Source organism: Hydrogenimonas sp. (assembly GCF_029932565.1).
In the GTDB taxonomy this organism is placed as follows: Bacteria; Campylobacterota; Campylobacteria; order Campylobacterales; family Hydrogenimonadaceae; genus Hydrogenimonas.
The window spans coordinates 61,673-78,897 of sequence record NZ_JAOZPV010000001.1 but is presented as its reverse complement, the minus strand read 5'-3'; the positions used below and the strand labels follow the sequence as shown (position 1 = coordinate 78,897).

The window sequence follows — 17,225 nt, the reverse complement described above, 5'->3', positions numbered from 1 at the left end:
CTCACTTTTTAAAACAGGCACGCTCCAGATAGATGATCGCCTCCCTGAATGGAAAGGCTTCCTGGCATTGCAGATATTCGACGATATTTCTGTCATGCATCCTACCGGATGCCTGCAGGCAATCGATAAAATAACTTTTTTCATCCTCCTGTGCCATGCCGTCGGGAAGCAATAGATCCTCCTCTTTCACGACATGACGTCTGTAGAAATTCAGCAGCAGCCAGAATGCGAGCGCCGGTTCACTGTAACGGTTTAAAATCTCTTTCGAAAAATCCTCAAAATCTTTGTAGCCGCTTTGGACAAAGAGGTCGGCGATCAGGTCGATCATCGCGTTCAGATGACGCATGGGCACCGAATAGAGTATGAGCCTTCCCGCTCTTTTTCCGTGGGTGTATTCGGCTCCGAGGTAGAGGCGCACGCCACGCTCCACCTCGTCGGCGAAGAGTTTGGTACGGATGCCGACCAGCCCGATGTCGGCGAAGGCGTGACGGGCGCACCCTTTCAGGCAGCCGCTGAAACCGATGGATATCCCACGTTCGCGGATCTTTTCGGCAGCGATGTTACCGCTGGCGCCCTTCGTATCCATCAGCGAATAGACGCAGTATTTCGATCCGGTGCACGCCACGATACCGTCGTACCTCTCTTCCGCATATTGGAACGCGGTCTCTTCAGGCAGGTTTGGAATGTAAAAATTCTGGTCGCAGCCTATACGGATCTCTCCGATGCCGTAACGGCCGCAGAGATCGAACATCTCTTCGAAATGGTGATCGTCCGTTTCTCCGAAACGCGTCGTGTACCGGTGGGCGTAAAGGCCGTTTTTCAATCGCTTTTTTCGGCCGTTTCCGCTTTTGCGAATCCGCAGTTCCCCGGCATGTTTGGGATCTCTGCCGTACAGTTCGGCGATTTTTCCGCGCAGCGCATCGATACCGATCCGGTCGATCATATGGAAAAGCCTCGCCCGCGAACGGCTCTCCCTGGGGCCATCTTCGCGATAGAGTTCCGCGACAGCCCGAAAGAGCGGCACCACCTCCTCGTATCTCGCAAAAATATCGAGCGGGCGCGCCGTTTCGGAGTTTTTTCCCCCGGCATATAGGTTGAACCCCTCTACACCCTCTTTTTCCGCCAGCGCGAAAAAGAGGTCGTTGCCGAAAAAGGATGTGTTCTGCATTTCACTGCCGCTGATGGCCGTGTTGAATTTCCTCGGGATCATACCGACGAAGTCGGGGTTTTTCAGAAATATCTTCTGCATTTCCAGCACCAGGCTATAGGTTTCGATGACGGCGTCTTCCGCGATACCGTCCAGCGGGTCGGTCACGATATTGCGGAAATTGTCGGTGAATGTCTGCCACGAGGTCATGCCGAAACGCTCGAGAGTTTCAACCGTTTCGACGGCTGTTTCAAAATCGAGGCCATGCAGCTCCATCTGGGCCCGCGTCGTCACGATAACCCGTGCCCCGACGCTTCGGGCGTACGCATGGAGTCTTCGCAGGTTCTCCACACTTATGCGCCCGGCAGGAATGCGTATCCTCACCGTGAAGCGGCCGGGATCGAGTTTGTGCGTATAGATGCCGAAATTTTTCAGGTAGAACCGGTCCGACTCCTCCAGTTTCGCGGGATCGAGCATCGAAATTTTTTCGAAGTAGTCGTATGGCTTCATGTGCCGTTTCAGTTTTTCGATTTTGTTGATTTTTTTCGTTTCCATGATTGCCCTGATTATACTCAAGCCAATCCGCCATAAGGCTGAAACAGTTTTTAATTTATCTGAAATTATGTTAAAATCGCGCGCAGAAACTTCATATTCATTCTTCTTTGTACAGAAAATATCAGGAGAGCTTTTTGACTGAACTGGATTACTACGAAATACTCGAAATCGAACGCACCTCGTCACAGGACGAGATCAAAAAAGCCTATCGGAAAATGGCACTCAAATACCATCCCGACCGCAATCCCGACGACAAAGAGGCAGAAGAGAAATTCAAACTGGTCAACGAAGCCTACCAGGTCCTGAGCGACGAGCAGAAACGGGCCGTCTACGACCGCTATGGCAAAGCCGGCCTCGAAGGACAGGGATTTCATGGCTTCGAAGGACAGAGTTACGAAGATATCATGGACGACCTCTCCGCCATTTTCGAATCGGTCTTCGGCGGCGGATTCACCGGACGACGGGCCAACCGGAGTTCGGGAGAGAAGTACAATCTCGACCTCTCGGCCCAGATGGAGATCAGCTTCAAAGAGGCTGTATTCGGTGCCAAGAAAGAGCTCAAGTACCGCTACAAGAAACCGTGCGAGGCGTGCAAGGGAACCGGCGCGAAGGACGGCGAGGTCAAAGAGTGCGAATACTGCAACGGCCAGGGCCAGGTCTATATGCGCCAGGGGTTCATGACTTTCGCCCAAACCTGCCCCCAGTGCCACGGCAGCGGCAAAGTCATCAGGGAGAAGTGCCCAAAATGCTCCGGTCGCGGCTACGAGGAGGTCGAAACGACGATCACGGTGGATATTCCGGAAGGGGTCGATGACGGCAACAGACTGCGCATACCCAATGCCGGCAACGTCGCCATTGACGGTCGCCGCGGTGATCTCTACATCACGTTCTACGTGGAGGAGGATGAACATTTTGTCCGCCACGGTGACGACATCTACCTCGAAGTTCCCGTATTCTTCACACAGGCGGTACTCGGCGATGTCATCACCATTCCCACACTGCGTGGCGAGAAAGAGCTCAATCTTCCCCAGGGTGCCAAGGACAAGCAGCAATTCGTATTCCGCGGCGAGGGGGTGCGGAACGTACACAGCGGGCAGCTTGGCAATCTGATCGCCCAGATCCGTATCGTCTACCCGAAATCACTGAACGATAGACAGAAAGAGCTTCTCAGAGAGCTGCAGGAGAGCTTCGGCATCGAGTCCAAGCCCCACGAAAGCATGTTCGAATCGGCTTTCGACAAGATCAAGGGTTGGTTCAAGAAGTAGCGCTGAGTGTTGAGTATCAAGTAGCGGCCGGCACCTGCCGGCCTTCAGTTATGGATAGGGCGCCAGCCTCATCCTTCACTTTACGTTTTTAACTTTTCACTTTTATTTGTTCGCTCTGCTCAGGGGCAGCAGCTCTCTCTTCCTGTACGCCAGCAGAATCGTCAGTACCACGACAACGATGACATAGTAGACAAATGTCGGAATCGGCACCGGGTCGCCCTTGGCGTAGGAGTGCATACCGCTCAGGTAGTAGTTGACGCCGAAATAGGTCATGATGACGGTACTGAAGGCGAGCAGAGACGCCACATTGAAGGCGAAAACGCCGCGCATCGATTTGACGAATCGGATATGGATGACGACAGCGTAGACCAGGATCGTCACGAGCGCCCACGTCTCTTTCGGGTCCCATCCCCAGTATCGGCCCCAGCTTTCATTGGCCCAGACGCCCCCCATGAAGTTTCCGACCGTCAGAAGTGCCAGCCCGAAGATGAGGCTCATTTCGTTGATATGTGTCAGTTCGCGGATCGAATATTCGATATCGGCGCGGTTTTCGCCGTGCTTGATAATATAGAGCCAGAGCGTGATGAAACCGAGCAGCGCACCGAGGCCGAGGAATCCGTAACTCGCCGTAATCAGCGAGACGTGGATCATCAGCCAGTAGGATTTCAGAACCGGTACGAGATTCGTGATCTCGGGATCGAGCCAGTTGAGATGGGCGACGAAGAGGATGAGGCCGGCCAGAATGCCCGTTGCCGCCAGCGTGATGGGTGAGCGTTTCGAGAAGATGAAACCGGCGAGCAGCGTCGCCCACGCGATGTAGAGCATCGATTCGTACCCGTTGCTCCACGGAGCATGCCCGGAAATATACCACCGCATGCCCAGTCCGAAGGTCTGGATGAAGAAGCCCGCGATCAGAATGGCCATCGCGATGCGCACGGGCCATTTCAGCGTGAATTTCGGCTTGATGATATGCAAAATCGCGAGGATAAGCAGGATGAAACCGACGCCCAGGTAGACCGGTATCAGCTTCTGGAACGGTTTCACCTCGTTCATCCAGAGTTCCGCGTCGATCTTACCCTGCTCCGGCATGATGGCCGCCCCGTAGAAGTGCTGGTACTGTTTGATCACCTCCAGCGCCTTGTCCGCTTTGCTCCAGTCGCCCTCTTCCAACGCGCTGTCGATGTTGCTGAAGTAGCTCGCCAGAATCGCCTGGACAAACTTGCCGCTCTTTTCGTCGAAATGTTTGATTGCATCGATCGGCGCATACCAGCGTCCCGTTTTGTCCTGTGGATTGGGGAAAATTCTCAGAAGCGACCCGGTGAAGGTCATGTACATGACATTGACCCGCTCGTCGACTTTCAGGATCTCTTTGTCGAGCGTGCTTCGTTCGGCCGGACGCTTGCGTGCAATCTCCTCGACCCGCTTGCCGAGTTTGTAACTCTCCTCTTTTTTGAAGTCGAAGAAGTCGTCGAATTTGGCATATTTCGCCTTCGGATCGATACCGAGGATATCGTTGATACCCGGGTGTGACACTTTGACCATCGGAACTTTCTGCCACGCCACCGGACGGATGATCATACCGAGGAAAATCTGATCGGCATTCAGACCGAAATGTGTCTCTTTTCGGCTCACTTTGCGCAGCACCTCCCGCGCAAGCGTATCGATGGGTTCGATGCGTCCCCCGTTGTCCTGCACCATCAATGCCGAAAACTTGTCGGCATGCGCTTTCTGGATGACCGGCAGGCCCAGTTTTTCCGCATCCGCGGTACCGGCATGTACCGGTAATGCCATCGCACCGAGCAGTCCGGCCATGGCGACTGCCGGCGCACACTTTTCGGCCATCTTCTGCAGATCGCGCGCACGCCGCATCAACGACTGGAAACGGCTCGAATAGGTCAACATCGATCCGAACATGCCAAGTGCCAGCAGCAGGTATCCGATATATGTCGGCAATGTACCCGGGTCGTGATTGACAGAGAGGACGGTTCCTTTTTCATCCATGTCGTAGGAGGATTGGAAGAACCGGTAGTCCCGATAGTCGAGAACGTGGTTCATGTAGATCCGAAAGGGCATCTCCATCTGTTTTTCGGCATCGATGACGACCACTTCGCTCGCATAGGAGGATGGGCTCATGGAACCCGGATAGCGTTCGAGCTGGAAGTCTAGCAGTTTCAGCTCGAACGGCAGCTTGATGATACGTGACCCGTAACTGACGGCGATATCCCATCCACCGAGTTCGACATGGACCTCCTCGCCGGGCTGTCCTTTCGCTCCGTATACCATGACAGTTTTCGATGCGTCGTCCATCGTCAGTTTGATCTCGACCGCATCGAGTGATGCACGCATCGTCGGAGCCGCCTCTTTTTTATCTGCACTTTCGATGACGATCCTGGCATGCGGAAGTGCCTCTTTGATAACGAAATTGATGCCCGACCCGCTGTAGAGATAGCGGGGATGCAACTCTTTTTCTCCCTGTTCGACGATGCCGGAATTCTGATCGTCCATTTTGATGTATTGCAGCGCAAAGGGGAGTCTGGCCATCAATTTACCATCGGCCAAATGGATCTCGATAACCGGTTTGGCGCTCTGCACATCGGATTCGAACGCAATGACGAAAGCCGGAGTTTCGAAACTTTCCCCTCCCTTTAAAGTGATCTGCTGCGGCCTGTCGCCGGATGCGATCATCATCGTTATGATGGAACCGCCATCTTTATCGACAACGATCTTTTCGGCCGCATTCGGAATATACCTCAGCGTTTCGAGCTTCAGCGTTTCGTTCCCGAAACGGATCGCCTGTTCCATATGGTTGCTGCCGATTTTCGAGAAGAGCACCGGCCTGGCATAGGAGAAGCGCTGGCCATCTTTGAGAGTCTGGACCTGGATGAAGGTGCGATCGGAAACGATTTCATTGCTGCTCTGCCCCTCACGAATGTGCATGATTCCTTCGTAGCCGATATAACGGGTGATGGCGGAACCGATCAGAATGATGATGAAAGCGGCATGGAAAACGAATACCAGAAGCTTGCCGGGACGCCACATGCGGTACCGTACAATGTTCGCGACAAGGTTGATTGCCAGAATCAGAAGCAGAAATTCGAACCACCGGGCATTGTAGATCAGCGCTTTGGCAGTCTGTGTACCGTAGTCGTTCTCGATGAAAGTCGCTGCACCGATCGCGAATGCAAATATCAGCATGAGCAGGATGGCACTGTGCATCGAGAGTATATAATCCGTCAATTTTTTCATAGGCGAGACTCCGGCATATCAGATGATGGCAATGCGACACGGGCCGAATGGCTCGTTTACATCTGTTCAAGTTTACAAGTTGATTATCATATCGAAAGAAAAGCGTTTTATAGGTAAAGCGAAGAGCTAAATCAAGGCTATAAGACTCACTTCAGTTCACTCCAGCGATGCCCAATGTTGATACTGGTTTTCAATGGTACTTTCAGTGAAACAATGTGTTCCATAATCTCCGAAAAACGCTTCGACAGTCTCTCTGCTTCACTCTCTTTGATCTCGAAAATCAGTTCATCGTGGATCTGCAGCAGAATCGCCGCGTCGAGCGATTCCTCCTGGATAACCCGATAGATTTTCAGCATCGCCATCTTGATCAGATCGGCTGTACTCCCCTGGAAAACGGTGTTGCCGGCTTCACGCAGATAGGCGGCCAGCTGCATCGCGTTGGCATGCTCGAAATCGAAATAGCGTCGGCGGCCGAGCAGCGTCTCCACATACCCCTGCTCTTTCGCTTTCGCCTCGATCGATTCGAGAAATGCCTTGACCGTCGGAAAGGATGCGAAATAGTTTTCGATAATCGATTTCGCCTCTTTCGTCGAAATGCCAAGCGTCTGGGCGAGTTTCCGGCTTCCCATGCCGTAGAGCAGCCCGAAGTTGACCGTCTTGGCGATGTTTCGATTCGATGCGGCTTCGTCCGGACCAAAGAGTTTGACCGCCGTCTCCATGTGGATATCTTTGTTTTGCCGGAACGCTTCGGTCAATACCGGATCGCCCGAGAAATGCGCCAGAAAACGCAACTCGATCTGGGAATAGTCGATACCGGCGAGCAGATGGCCTTCACTGGCGATGAACCCTTCACGGATGCGTCGCCCCTCTTCTGTCTTGACAGGGATATTCTGAAGGTTCGGATTCTTGCTGCTGAGCCGTCCCGTCGCCGTTCCGGTCTGGATGAAGGAGGTGTAGACACGATGCTCAGAGTCTTTCTTCCCGAGTTTTAGAAGCGGTTCGATGTAGGTGCTCAACAGTTTGTGAAGTTCCCGATAGGCGAGAATCTTTTCAATGACCGGGTGGGTGCCTTTGAGCGAATCGAGCACCTTTTCGTTGGTACTGTAACCGCCGGCTTTGGTCTTTTTCCCCCCGGGCAGTCCCAATACGCCAAAGAGTATCTCCCCCAACTGCTTGGGCGAGTTGATGTTAAACTCCCGTCCCGCCGCTTCATATATCTCCCGTGTGAGTACGGCGAGCCGCTCTCCAATCTCTCTTTTAAGGGCCTCGAACCGGTCGATATCGATGGCGATGCCGTGATGTTCCATCGCAATGAGCAGATTGATGAAGGGGTACTCCACCTCTTTCGCCTCGTCGAGCAGATGCTCGGCCCCCTGGAGCCTGAGCATGTCGGTCAGCTTGAAATAGAGGCGGTAGCTCATCCAGGCATCTTCGGCGGCGTATTTCGTCGCCTCTTCGATCGGCACGGTGCTGAAGTTCTCCCCTTTTTTCACCGTATCCTTGAATGCGACCATGTCGTGGCCGAAATAGCGCAATGCCAGCCGATCCAGTCCCACGGCACCTTCGGGATCCACAAGCCACGCCAGTATCATCGTGTCGGCAAACGGCTCCACCTCGTCGAACCCGAACACCTGATAGAGAAGGCCAAGGTCGAATTTGAGATTGTGTCCGAAAAAGTTTTTTTCGAAAAGTATTTCGAAGGCTTTTTTCGCATCTTCCAGAGAGATCTGATCGCCGACACCCAGATAGTTGTGGGCGACCGGTACGTAGTAGGCACGGTGTTCTCCGAAACAGAAGCTGAAACCGACCAGAGCGGCATGTTTGGTATCGAGAGCGTCAGTTTCGGTGTCGATCGCGACAGGGGTATCGTCGCTTATCCTGTTCAGGAGTTCGAAAAGCTTTTCGGCATCGTCGATAAGGATCGCTTCGAACTCCGTACGCTTTGGAGACTCGGTCGATGCCTCACTGCTGGAACTCTCCTGTTTCAGACGGCGAAGGATATTGCGCATTTCGTAACGTTCCAGCTCGTCGCGGATTTTGAGCAACGGGTCGCTTGGCGGCATCCGGAATGCCGTGAGGTCACAGTTGTCGAAAATATCATCCCGGAGCGTCACGAGCCGTTTGCTTCGGTAGGCATCCTCTCTATGCTTGATCAGCAGATTTCGGATGCGTTCCGGCTTCACCTCGTCGATATGCCCGTAGATGCCGTCGAGCGTTTCGAACTGTGTCAGCAGTTTCACAGCGGTCTTGGGACCGATGCCGGGCACACCCGGAACATTGTCGGAACTGTCGCCGATCAGCGCCTGGTAGTCGATAAACTGCTTCGGATGAATACCGTACTTTCCGACACACGCCTCTTCGTCGATTTCGACCTTCTTGATCGGATCGAAGAGCACGACGTACCGATCGTCGATGAGCTGGTAGAGATCCTTGTCATGGCTGACGATGCGTACTTTGATCCCCTGCTCTCTGGCACACTTGACCATCGAAGCGATGACGTCGTCCGCCTCGTAGTTGTCGAGACTCAGTTTCGAAAGCCCCATCTTTTCGATCCACTCGATCGCGACGGGAAGCTGCTGTTTCAGCTCCGGCGGCGCTTCGGGACGCTGTGCCTTGTAGTTGGGATCGATTTTCTGGCGAAAGCTCGGACCCGGCGCGTCGAGTGCGAAAAGAAGGTAATCGGTGGGATACTCTTTTTCGATATTGTGAATCAGATTGGCGAAACCGGTCAGAAGGCCCGTTGGAAAACCTTCGGAGTTTTTGAGTGGTGGAAGGGCGTAGAAACTTCGGAAAAAGAACCCGAAGGTATCGATGACGGTCAATGTTTTCATAACCGAAATGATACCGAAAGAGACTTAAGGCCCCTTAACTTATGTGTTCCAGCGTTCGGTCAGATCTTCCATCGCTTCCTGCAGAGGCTCTTCGGGCAGACCCGCTTTCAGTGCAAGATTGATGGCGCGTTTTTTGTTCTTTTCACTCAATGGCGCACGAACGCTGACCGCCTCCGATGCGATACGCAACACCCACGCCTCCTCTTTCGCATCGCCGTCGGCCTGATTGGGCATGTCCGCCCATTGAATCAGATCGGCCATGCTGGGAGCGAACTCCCAGTGGCGAAGCATTGCTGCACTGACTTCTGCCGTTGTCGCATCGATATAGTTGCGTTCGGTCTCCCGGATATCCCATCCCGCCTCGAGCTCTGCACGAAACGTCGAATCCTCTCCTTCGCGTAGCAATTCGTCGGATATGACGATTTTGCCAATCTCCTGGAGGAGTGCCAGCAATCGGATACGCTCCACCTTCGCAGGATTGACCGCTTTCATCCACTGCTGGGCCAGCATACTCTGAAACTGGGAAACTTTCGCAAACTCTTCGCTGTTCAAACCGTAGGGCGAAAGATTGGCACGAAGCATATTGCGCACGGAGAGGTTGATGACGAGGTCTTTGACACTCTTCATTCCAAGCAGTGCCACGGCCTGTTCGACACTCGTAATCTCTTTCCGAAGTCCGTAAAATGCGGAGTTGAGCAGTTTCAGAAGATCGGCGACGACCATCGGATCCTGTTCCACGATCGATGCGACGGTTTTGACGTCGACATTCGGATCGCTGTATGCTTTTTCGATCTCCGTCACGGTCTGCGGAAGCGGAGGAAGAGAGCTGATTCGTTGCACCAATTGAGAATTCATCATGTTTTCCAGCCTTCAAAAATTTGATATTGAATATTTGTCTATTATGGTTGGACAACCATCTCGAAATTCGGTTTCAAGAGCCGAATTTCACACTGTCCGACCGGGAGCGGCGACGTGCTTTTTTCTTTGACAGTTCGCGGTTGAAAGAGAAAATCGCATAAATCGCCCATGCCAAAAAGAGGGATGCCAAAATTTCATAACCGATTGCCCACATCATGAAAAAACTGATGAAATCACCCTTCGTTACGACTGTAAAGAGATCGCTTATGCTCCCTTTCGCCGAAAAAGCCAGCATGACCAGTGTACCGGCAATGTAAGGACCGAAAATGAAATAGAGCGCTGCTTTGATATACGCGTACTTGGGATCACCGCCGACCAGATCGGCGACAGTCAGTTGCTGATGAAGAAAATCCCCATGACTTTCATACATCAACTCCTGATATTTGGGCATTGATTTATAAAATTTTGTCCGTTTGGCAGCCATAATTTCCCACTTTCCTACATAAGACGTTATAACTTTCTCTATATTGTATCATAAAGCGCTATGGCTTTATGAAATGTCAACCATTTTTTCTTTTGCGGTCTATTCCCAATTCCATCGCGAGAAATTCACCCGTATAACTTCCGGTTTCCGGGTGGGATGCCGCCACGTCCTCCGGGGTCCCCGTCGATACGATCTGTCCTCCCTTGTTACCGCCTTCCGGACCCATGTCGATAATATAATCGGCATTTTTGATCATATCGAGATTGTGTTCGATCACGAGAACACTGTTGCCCAGATCGGTCAGGTGATGCAGCACTTTCGTCAATCGATCCACATCGGCAAAATGAAGACCTGTCGTCGGTTCATCGAGGATATAGAGTGTGTTACCCGTATCGCGACGGCTCAACTCTTTCGCGAGTTTGATACGTTGCGCTTCACCACCGGAGAGTGTCACGGCATTCTGCCCCAGTGTAATGTAGCCCAGTCCGACATCCTGCAACGTCTTCAATTTCGCGAAAATCTTCGGAATATGTTCGAAAAAATGGAGTGCTTCGTCAACACTCATAGCCAATATATCGGCAATATTTTTGCCTTTATAATAGATCTCCAGCGTTTGCGGATTGTAGCGTTTTCCCCTGCAGGCGTCGCATTTGACCATAATGTCCGGCAGAAAGTGCATTTCGATCTTGATCTCCCCTTCCCCCTGACACTTTTCACACCGGCCTCCTTTGACATTGAAGCTGAAACGCCCCGGTTTGTAGCCGCGGATCTGTGCCTCTTTCGTCTTGGCGAAGAGATTGCGGATCTCGTCCATCACGCCCGTATAGGTCGCGGGATTCGAACGGGGTGTTCTGCCGATAGGACTCTGGTCGAGATAGATCACCTTGTCCAGATGTTCCAATCCCACAATTTCGACACCATCCACCTTATGGACCTTTCTGGCACGGTTGAGAATCTCTTTGGCCGTTGGAAGAAGCGTCTGCAGAATCAACGAACTCTTTCCGCTCCCGCTGACACCGGTGATACATACGAAATTGCGCAGAGGGATGTTCGTCGAAAGATTCTCGATATTGTTGATCGTCACATGTTTGATTTCGAGCCACTCTGCCTGGGGACGGCGATGGAAATACTCTATTTTCTTTCGGCCGGTCAGGTACTCGGCTGTCAATGTATCGGCTTTTTTGAGCTCGCTGAGCGATCCTGTGAAAGTGATTTCTCCACCGAATTTTCCGGCACCCGGCCCGATATCGACGATGAAATCGGCCGCCTCGATCGTCTCCCTGTCATGCTCGACGACAATGACACTGTTGCCCTTCTTTTGAAGCGACTTGAGAGTGCGGATCAGTTTCTGGGTATCCCGTTCGTGCAGTCCGATGCTCGGTTCGTCAAGTACATACATGACCCCTGTCAATCCGCTTCCGATCTGGCTGGCGATACGGATGCGCTGCGCTTCGCCGCCGCTGATCGTCCGGGCATCCCGTCCGAGTGTCAGATAACCGAGTCCCACGTCGTATAGGAAAAAGAGCCGTTCCTGAATCTCCTTGAGAATCGGCGCGGCAATCGTCGCCTGCTGGGATGACAGATCGACGAAGCTCGTTTCGGCATGGAAAAAAGCGTGGCAGTCTTCGATCGGCATGTCGATGATTTCGGCGATCGTTTTGCCGCCCGCCTTGACGGCGAGCGACTCGGGTTTGAGACGGTGCCCGCCACAGCTGTCGCACACTTTTTCGGTCATGTAGTCGCCAAACTCCCTGTCATCTTTGAGCATATCGTAGGAGATTTTGACGACGCCGGGCCAGACCCGCTCGAGATGGTGCCGCTTCCATGTGAATTTCACGAGATCCGGTGTCCCGTAGAGAATCTGCTTCTTCTGATGCTCCTCCAGTTTTTCATAAGGAATTTTTGTCGGAATCCCGGCGGTTTCGCAGAAAGCGGTCAGAAATTTGAAATAGTAGCTCTTGTTGAAGCCGTAGAGCGTTTTGACCGCCCCTTCGGAAATACTCAGATGGGGATCGATCACACGGTTCAGGTCGAGCGTATAGCGCAATCCCAGGCCATCGCATGTGGGGCATGCCCCTTTGGGCGAGTTGAACGAAAAGCTGAGGGGTTCGAGCGGATCGAAACTCACTTTGCAATGAAAACAGGCCAGGTGCTCGCTGTAGTGAATCAGCGGCGCCGTGTTCATCTCTTCGTGGTTGAGTACTTCGATCTCCACTTCACCGTAGCTTTCGTTCAACGCCTTCTCGATATCCTGAGCGATCCGTTCTTTCGAGCCCTCTTTGACAGCAACCCGGTCAATGACCGCTTTGATCGTGTGTTTCTTCGTTTTGGAGAGTTCGATATCTTCGTCGAGTCGCACCATTACCCCGTCGATATGAGCGCGGACATACCCCTTGTGGCGAAGCGACTCGATCATGTCGGCGAAGGTTCCCTTCTTTTCGCGTACAAGCGGGGCCATGATGACCAGTTTCGCCCCTTCGGGAAGTTTGAGGACCTGATCGATGATGTCACTGGCGCTCATCTGCGAAACAGGTCGTCCGCAGAGGTGGCAGTACTGTTTTCCGACACGGGCAAAAAGAAGACGCAGATAGTCGTAGATTTCGGTAATCGTTCCCACCGTCGAGCGGGGATTTTTGGAGGTCGTCTTCTGATCGATCGCGATCGCCGGGGTCAACCCCTCGATCTTGTCGACATCGGGTTTGCCGACACGGTCGAGAAACTGCCGCGCATAGGAGGAGAGCGACTCGATATAACGACGCTGCCCCTCGGCATAGAGGGTATCGAATGCGAGCGTACTTTTTCCGCTCCCTGAAAGTCCCGTAAAGACGATCAGTCTGTTTTTCGGAATTTCGAGATCGATCGATTTGAGATTGTTTTCCCGAGCACCGAAAATTTTGATTTTATCCAATAGCTTCAACTCCTGTCGATATTTGGGTATGGTATAGCATAAGTTTTGTTTAAGGTCAAGTCTTTTCAGCAATTACCCGACAAAAATTTTCTTCAACATCAAGACCAGTATGATCAAATAGAGAACGATCAGGGCGTTCTTGTGTTTCCTGTGTCCCGTTTTTCCTGCAAGCCAGATGCCCGCCTGCACACCGAAAAGCGACGCCACCCCGATCAGAAAGCCGTGCCAGTAATCGATCTGTCCGGCAAGCGAAAGACTGATAAAACCGGATATCGAAGAGAATACGACAAAAAAGAGACCGGCTGAGACCGCTTTTTTGAGCGGATAGTGCAAAAGTCCTACCAGAATCGGCGTCAGGAGAATCGATCCGCCGATTCCCATCGAAATGGCGAAAAGGCCGATAGCGGCCCCGACACTGCCAAGCACATACGGTGAGAGATCGTGTTCCGCCTCCGGATCGACATGGGCCGGTGCCTTGAAAAAACGGTAGAGCGCGAATCCCACAACACCTACAAAAGCGGTCTCCAGAACGATTTCCGGAACCGATTTGACAAGCCAGCCGCTGCCCAACGCTCCGAGGAATCCTCCAAGCCCGATGACCGCACCCTCTTTGAGATTGAGATGGCCTTTTTTATGGTTGAGCCATGAACCGTACAGCGAACTGAATACCATCTGCATGACGGAGATGCCGATGGCCGTCTTTATATTGAATCCGAGCATGATCAGCGCAGGCACCAGCATCGTACCGCCGCCGATTCCGAAAAAACCCGACATGCCACCGATCATGATACCGATGAGTATCAGCAAAAACTCCATATCGCTTCCCGTCTTTGGACTCCTTCCCAACCATTCCTATACCCTACGACAGAGAAGGATTCCATAAAAAAGTCGTGTATTATACTGCAATGGCGTTAAAGCCGACAACACCATTAATGCATAATTTAAAATTTTTATTCTATAATCAATGACAATTGTGGAGTGTGCGGAGCGTCACATCAGTTAGTAAAAGGCAAAGAGTGATCAATTTATTTCGAAGATCTGTGGAAGAGGTTTTCAGTCAGAATTTCGGGTTGTATCCGCAACCGTGCGAAACCTATCCCGAAGCGGACGGCTATGTGGCACAGATTCCATTTTCCGACGGAAACGACGAGTACATTGCACGTATCTGGATTGAAAAACCGACGCTGAAAGATCTTGCGAATATTCTTCTCTTTGACGAAGATCCCGATGAAGAGACACTCGAAGACCTGACGGCCGAGCTGGCCAATTTCATCGTAGGACATGCCAAAATGCTCGCAAGCGACCGAAATCTTCCCTATTGCATGAAGACACCGACGTTCGTCGGTCTGCAACCATTGCCGTATGCCGACAAAACACTGCTCTACAAAGTCAACGACCGCTGTATCGCTTTGCAGTTGAAGGAAAACAATGGCTGAACCCACCAACGAAGTCCAGGACGAAGAGATCAGAGTTTTCGATTTCAGACGGCTGCTCGACATCGAGGTCGAAATCACCTCCTATCTGGGAGAGACCGAACTGACACTGGATGAAATTCTGAAACTGGGTGTCGGATCGGTGATCGATCTTCAAAAACCTGCCGGAGAGAGTGTCGAAACCTATGTCAATGGCCGTATCATCGGCAAAGGCGAAGTGATGGTGTACGAAAAGAATCTCGCCATCCGCATCAATGAGATTTTGGATGCGGACGCCGTGATCTACTATCTCTCGAAAGAGAAATGACCATGCGTATCCTGCTGCTTATCATTCTTCTCATGCATCCTCTGTTTTCGGCTCTTCTGTTGAATGAAAACATCTATGAACGCGCCAACCGCATCGACCTGATGCTCTCGTTCGATACCCCCTTCAAAGGAAACATCAAAAAGCACATCGACCAGAGCGGCAGAATCAATATTGTACTGACCCGTACCGAAATTCAGAAACCGTTTTACAAGTCGATTCGCAAAAGTTTCGTCGACTCGGTCGCGGTGACAAAATCGGGCGGAAACAGCGCACTGATCAAAATCACGCCAAACAACAGCCGAATCGGAGTCCAGGCATCGAAAACGGTGGATGGTTTCGGTCTGCGGCTTCGCATCTATCCGCTCAAACCGGAAGCATCCGACAAACCAAAAACCGAACCGCTGCCGGCTGTGCTTTCGAAATTTCAGAAGAGAGAGGCGGCATCCAAACCGTCGACACACAAAGAGGCCGTCAAACCGCTCAATACACTCAAATCTTCCGATACACTGCCCGGATGGCGATATTGGAGTGTACTTGCCATTCTCCTGCTCCTGTTACTGATTCTCTGGCTCGCAAAACGAAAAGGTCTTCGCAATCTCGCCAAAGGCGGCGGATGGCTGCTGCCAAAAGGGGCCATACCCGCCAACCTCCCTGAAGAGGCCGTCATACGTTTCCAGAAGCCGATCGATACACACAATCGTGTCATTCTGATCGAATTCGCGGGCAGGCAGTATCTGATGGTGGTTGGCAACACCAATACTCTTCTCGATACATTCACAGAGGGACGAATCGAAGAGGAAGACGATTTCACCCGGATGTTCGAAGCCAACAAAAAGCAGCTCGACCATTTTCTGAAAGAGAACCATCCCGATGCCTACGAAGCCTTCAAGGCCAATGCATCCAAAGAGGAACACCTCTGATCAAAGAGTATCCATGCATGAAAATATGATAATCCTCGGAATCATTATGGTGATCCTGGGATATGGCTACTACTCCAGACTGCTCAACCGTTACTATATCAGCGGACCCATGGTCTTTACGACGATCGGCATCCTGCTCTCTCCCCTCTTTTTCGGCGAAGAGTTTCTTCATCTGGAGGGGGAGATCGTCCAGACGATGGCCGAAATCGCCCTGATCGTCGTACTTTTCGCCGATGCTTCGACACTCAACGTCAAACGGTTCGGAAAAGGATGGCGGCTGCCCATCCGGATGCTCGGCATCGCTTTGCCTCTGACCATACTTTTCGCCGCCGCGGTGGCCATCTGGTTATTTCCAGGCGAATCACCGCTTTACCTGCTGCTTCTTTCGCTCTTTCTGGCTCCCACCGACGCGGCTCTGGGCAAGGCGGTCGTCACCGACCCGATCGTCCCCGAAAAAATCCGTTCCACAATCAATGTCGAAAGCGGGCTCAACGACGGCTTCGTCTTTCCCGTGCTCATCACCGTCGTCGCTCTGATCGGAAGCGGCCAGGAACACATCCAGGACAACAGCTGGATCGGCTACGTCCTCAAACAGATCGCATTGGGCATCGTCGGAGGCGTCGTCATCGGATGGCTGGGTTCCTTTCAGGCGAAAATATCGATGCGTCACGACTGGCTCGAACAGAGCTATCGCAATCTCATCCCTTTCGCCCTCGCGATATTCGCCTACTACTTCTCCGAATATATCGGCGGTAACGGCTACATCGGCGCCTTCATCGCAGGCATGGTCATGGGTAATCTGACCCCGGAGCTACAAAAAAACATCGAAGAGTTCGTCGAAAGCGAGGGGGAGCTTCTGATTCTCGTCATCTTCACCCTTTTCGGCCTGGTCATCGTGCCGATGGTCATCGATACGTGGAGTTGGAAAGTACTTCTGTTCGCACTGCTCAGCCTGACGCTCTTTCGCATCGTTCCCGTCGTCATCAGCCTCACCGGACTCAGACTCGACGCACCTACCAGACTCTTTCTGGGATGGTTCGGTCCCCGCGGCATCGCCTCGATTCTCTACATGATGATCGTCGTCCATCAGCTTGGCGGTGGCGAAGGCCACGAAATGATCTACGGCACCGTTACCCTGACGGTTTTGCTGAGTATCTTCCTGCATGGGCTCAGCGCAAAACCCCTGGCAAAGCTCTATGCAAAACATATGGAGGCGCTACACGAATAGTGAGACACGCTGACGCGCTTAGTGTTGAGTGTTGAGTGTTGAG

The 17,225-nt window shown here is 52.3% G+C and carries 12 protein-coding genes; 5 read left to right on the top strand and 7 right to left on the bottom strand.

Going from position 1 to position 17,225, the window contains the following annotated elements; translation table 11 throughout:
* Nucleotide 1 precedes the first annotated feature (1 nt).
* Nucleotides 2-1,702, bottom strand: coding sequence for a hypothetical protein (locus tag Q1K24_RS00410; RefSeq protein WP_300364506.1), 1,701 nt, complete (start codon nt 1,700-1,702; stop codon nt 2-4).
* A gap of 134 nt (nt 1,703-1,836) precedes the next feature.
* Between Q1K24_RS00410 and dnaJ the strand changes: the two genes are divergently transcribed.
* Complete coding sequence (gene dnaJ, locus Q1K24_RS00405; RefSeq protein ID WP_300364504.1) at nt 1,837-2,967, top strand: molecular chaperone DnaJ; 1,131 nt, start codon at nt 1,837-1,839, stop codon at nt 2,965-2,967.
* 102 nt (nt 2,968-3,069) lie between these two features.
* Here dnaJ and ccsA read toward each other — a convergent pair whose 3' ends face one another.
* The 6 genes from ccsA to Q1K24_RS00375 all read right to left on the bottom strand — a co-directional run bounded on the left by ccsA (nt 3,070) and on the right by Q1K24_RS00375 (nt 14,110).
* Nucleotides 3,070-6,213 carry a cytochrome c biogenesis protein CcsA gene (ccsA, locus tag Q1K24_RS00400; RefSeq protein WP_300364503.1) on the bottom strand — a complete coding sequence of 1,048 codons (3,144 nt, stop codon included), beginning with the start codon at nt 6,211-6,213 and terminating at the stop codon, nt 3,070-3,072.
* 146 nt (nt 6,214-6,359) lie between these two features.
* Nucleotides 6,360-9,044 (bottom strand): DNA polymerase I, encoded by a 2,685-nt coding sequence (gene polA / locus Q1K24_RS00395; protein WP_300364501.1) that lies wholly within the window; start codon nt 9,042-9,044, stop codon nt 6,360-6,362.
* Nucleotides 9,045-9,083: 39 nt separating this feature from the next.
* On the bottom strand, nt 9,084-9,902 hold the full coding sequence (locus tag Q1K24_RS00390; protein ID WP_300364499.1) for an HDOD domain-containing protein: 819 nt from the start codon (nt 9,900-9,902) through the stop codon (nt 9,084-9,086).
* Between the two features lie 73 nt (nt 9,903-9,975).
* Complete coding sequence (locus Q1K24_RS00385) at nt 9,976-10,332, bottom strand: hypothetical protein (RefSeq protein ID WP_300364497.1); 357 nt, start codon at nt 10,330-10,332, stop codon at nt 9,976-9,978.
* Nucleotides 10,333-10,462: 130 nt separating this feature from the next.
* Nucleotides 10,463-13,303, bottom strand: a complete 2,841-nt coding sequence (uvrA, locus tag Q1K24_RS00380; protein WP_300364495.1) for an excinuclease ABC subunit UvrA — start codon at nt 13,301-13,303, stop codon at nt 10,463-10,465.
* A gap of 63 nt (nt 13,304-13,366) precedes the next feature.
* The gene (locus Q1K24_RS00375) at nt 13,367-14,110 is read right to left on the bottom strand and encodes a sulfite exporter TauE/SafE family protein (protein ID WP_300364493.1); all 744 of its coding nucleotides are present in this window, start codon (nt 14,108-14,110) and stop codon (nt 13,367-13,369) included.
* Nucleotides 14,111-14,310: 200 nt separating this feature from the next.
* Here Q1K24_RS00375 and Q1K24_RS00370 point away from each other — a divergent pair, with 200 nt between their 5' ends.
* The 4 genes from Q1K24_RS00370 to Q1K24_RS00355 are packed head-to-tail and all read left to right on the top strand — an operon-like array spanning nt 14,311 to nt 17,182.
* On the top strand, nt 14,311-14,730 hold the full coding sequence (locus Q1K24_RS00370; RefSeq protein WP_300364491.1) for a hypothetical protein: 420 nt from the start codon (nt 14,311-14,313) through the stop codon (nt 14,728-14,730).
* Nucleotides 14,723-15,034: a flagellar motor switch protein FliN gene (gene fliN / locus Q1K24_RS00365; protein WP_300364489.1), complete on the top strand. Its 312-nt coding sequence runs from the start codon at nt 14,723-14,725 to the stop codon at nt 15,032-15,034. Before Q1K24_RS00370 ends, fliN begins: the two co-directional genes overlap by 8 nt.
* Before the next feature lie 2 nt (nt 15,035-15,036).
* Entirely contained in the window at nt 15,037-15,954 is a 918-nt protein-coding gene (locus tag Q1K24_RS00360; RefSeq protein WP_300364487.1) for a hypothetical protein, read from the top strand.
* A gap of 13 nt (nt 15,955-15,967) precedes the next feature.
* Nucleotides 15,968-17,182 (top strand): cation:proton antiporter, encoded by a 1,215-nt coding sequence (locus tag Q1K24_RS00355; protein ID WP_300364485.1) that lies wholly within the window; start codon nt 15,968-15,970, stop codon nt 17,180-17,182.
* Nucleotides 17,183-17,225: the final 43 nt, after the last annotated feature.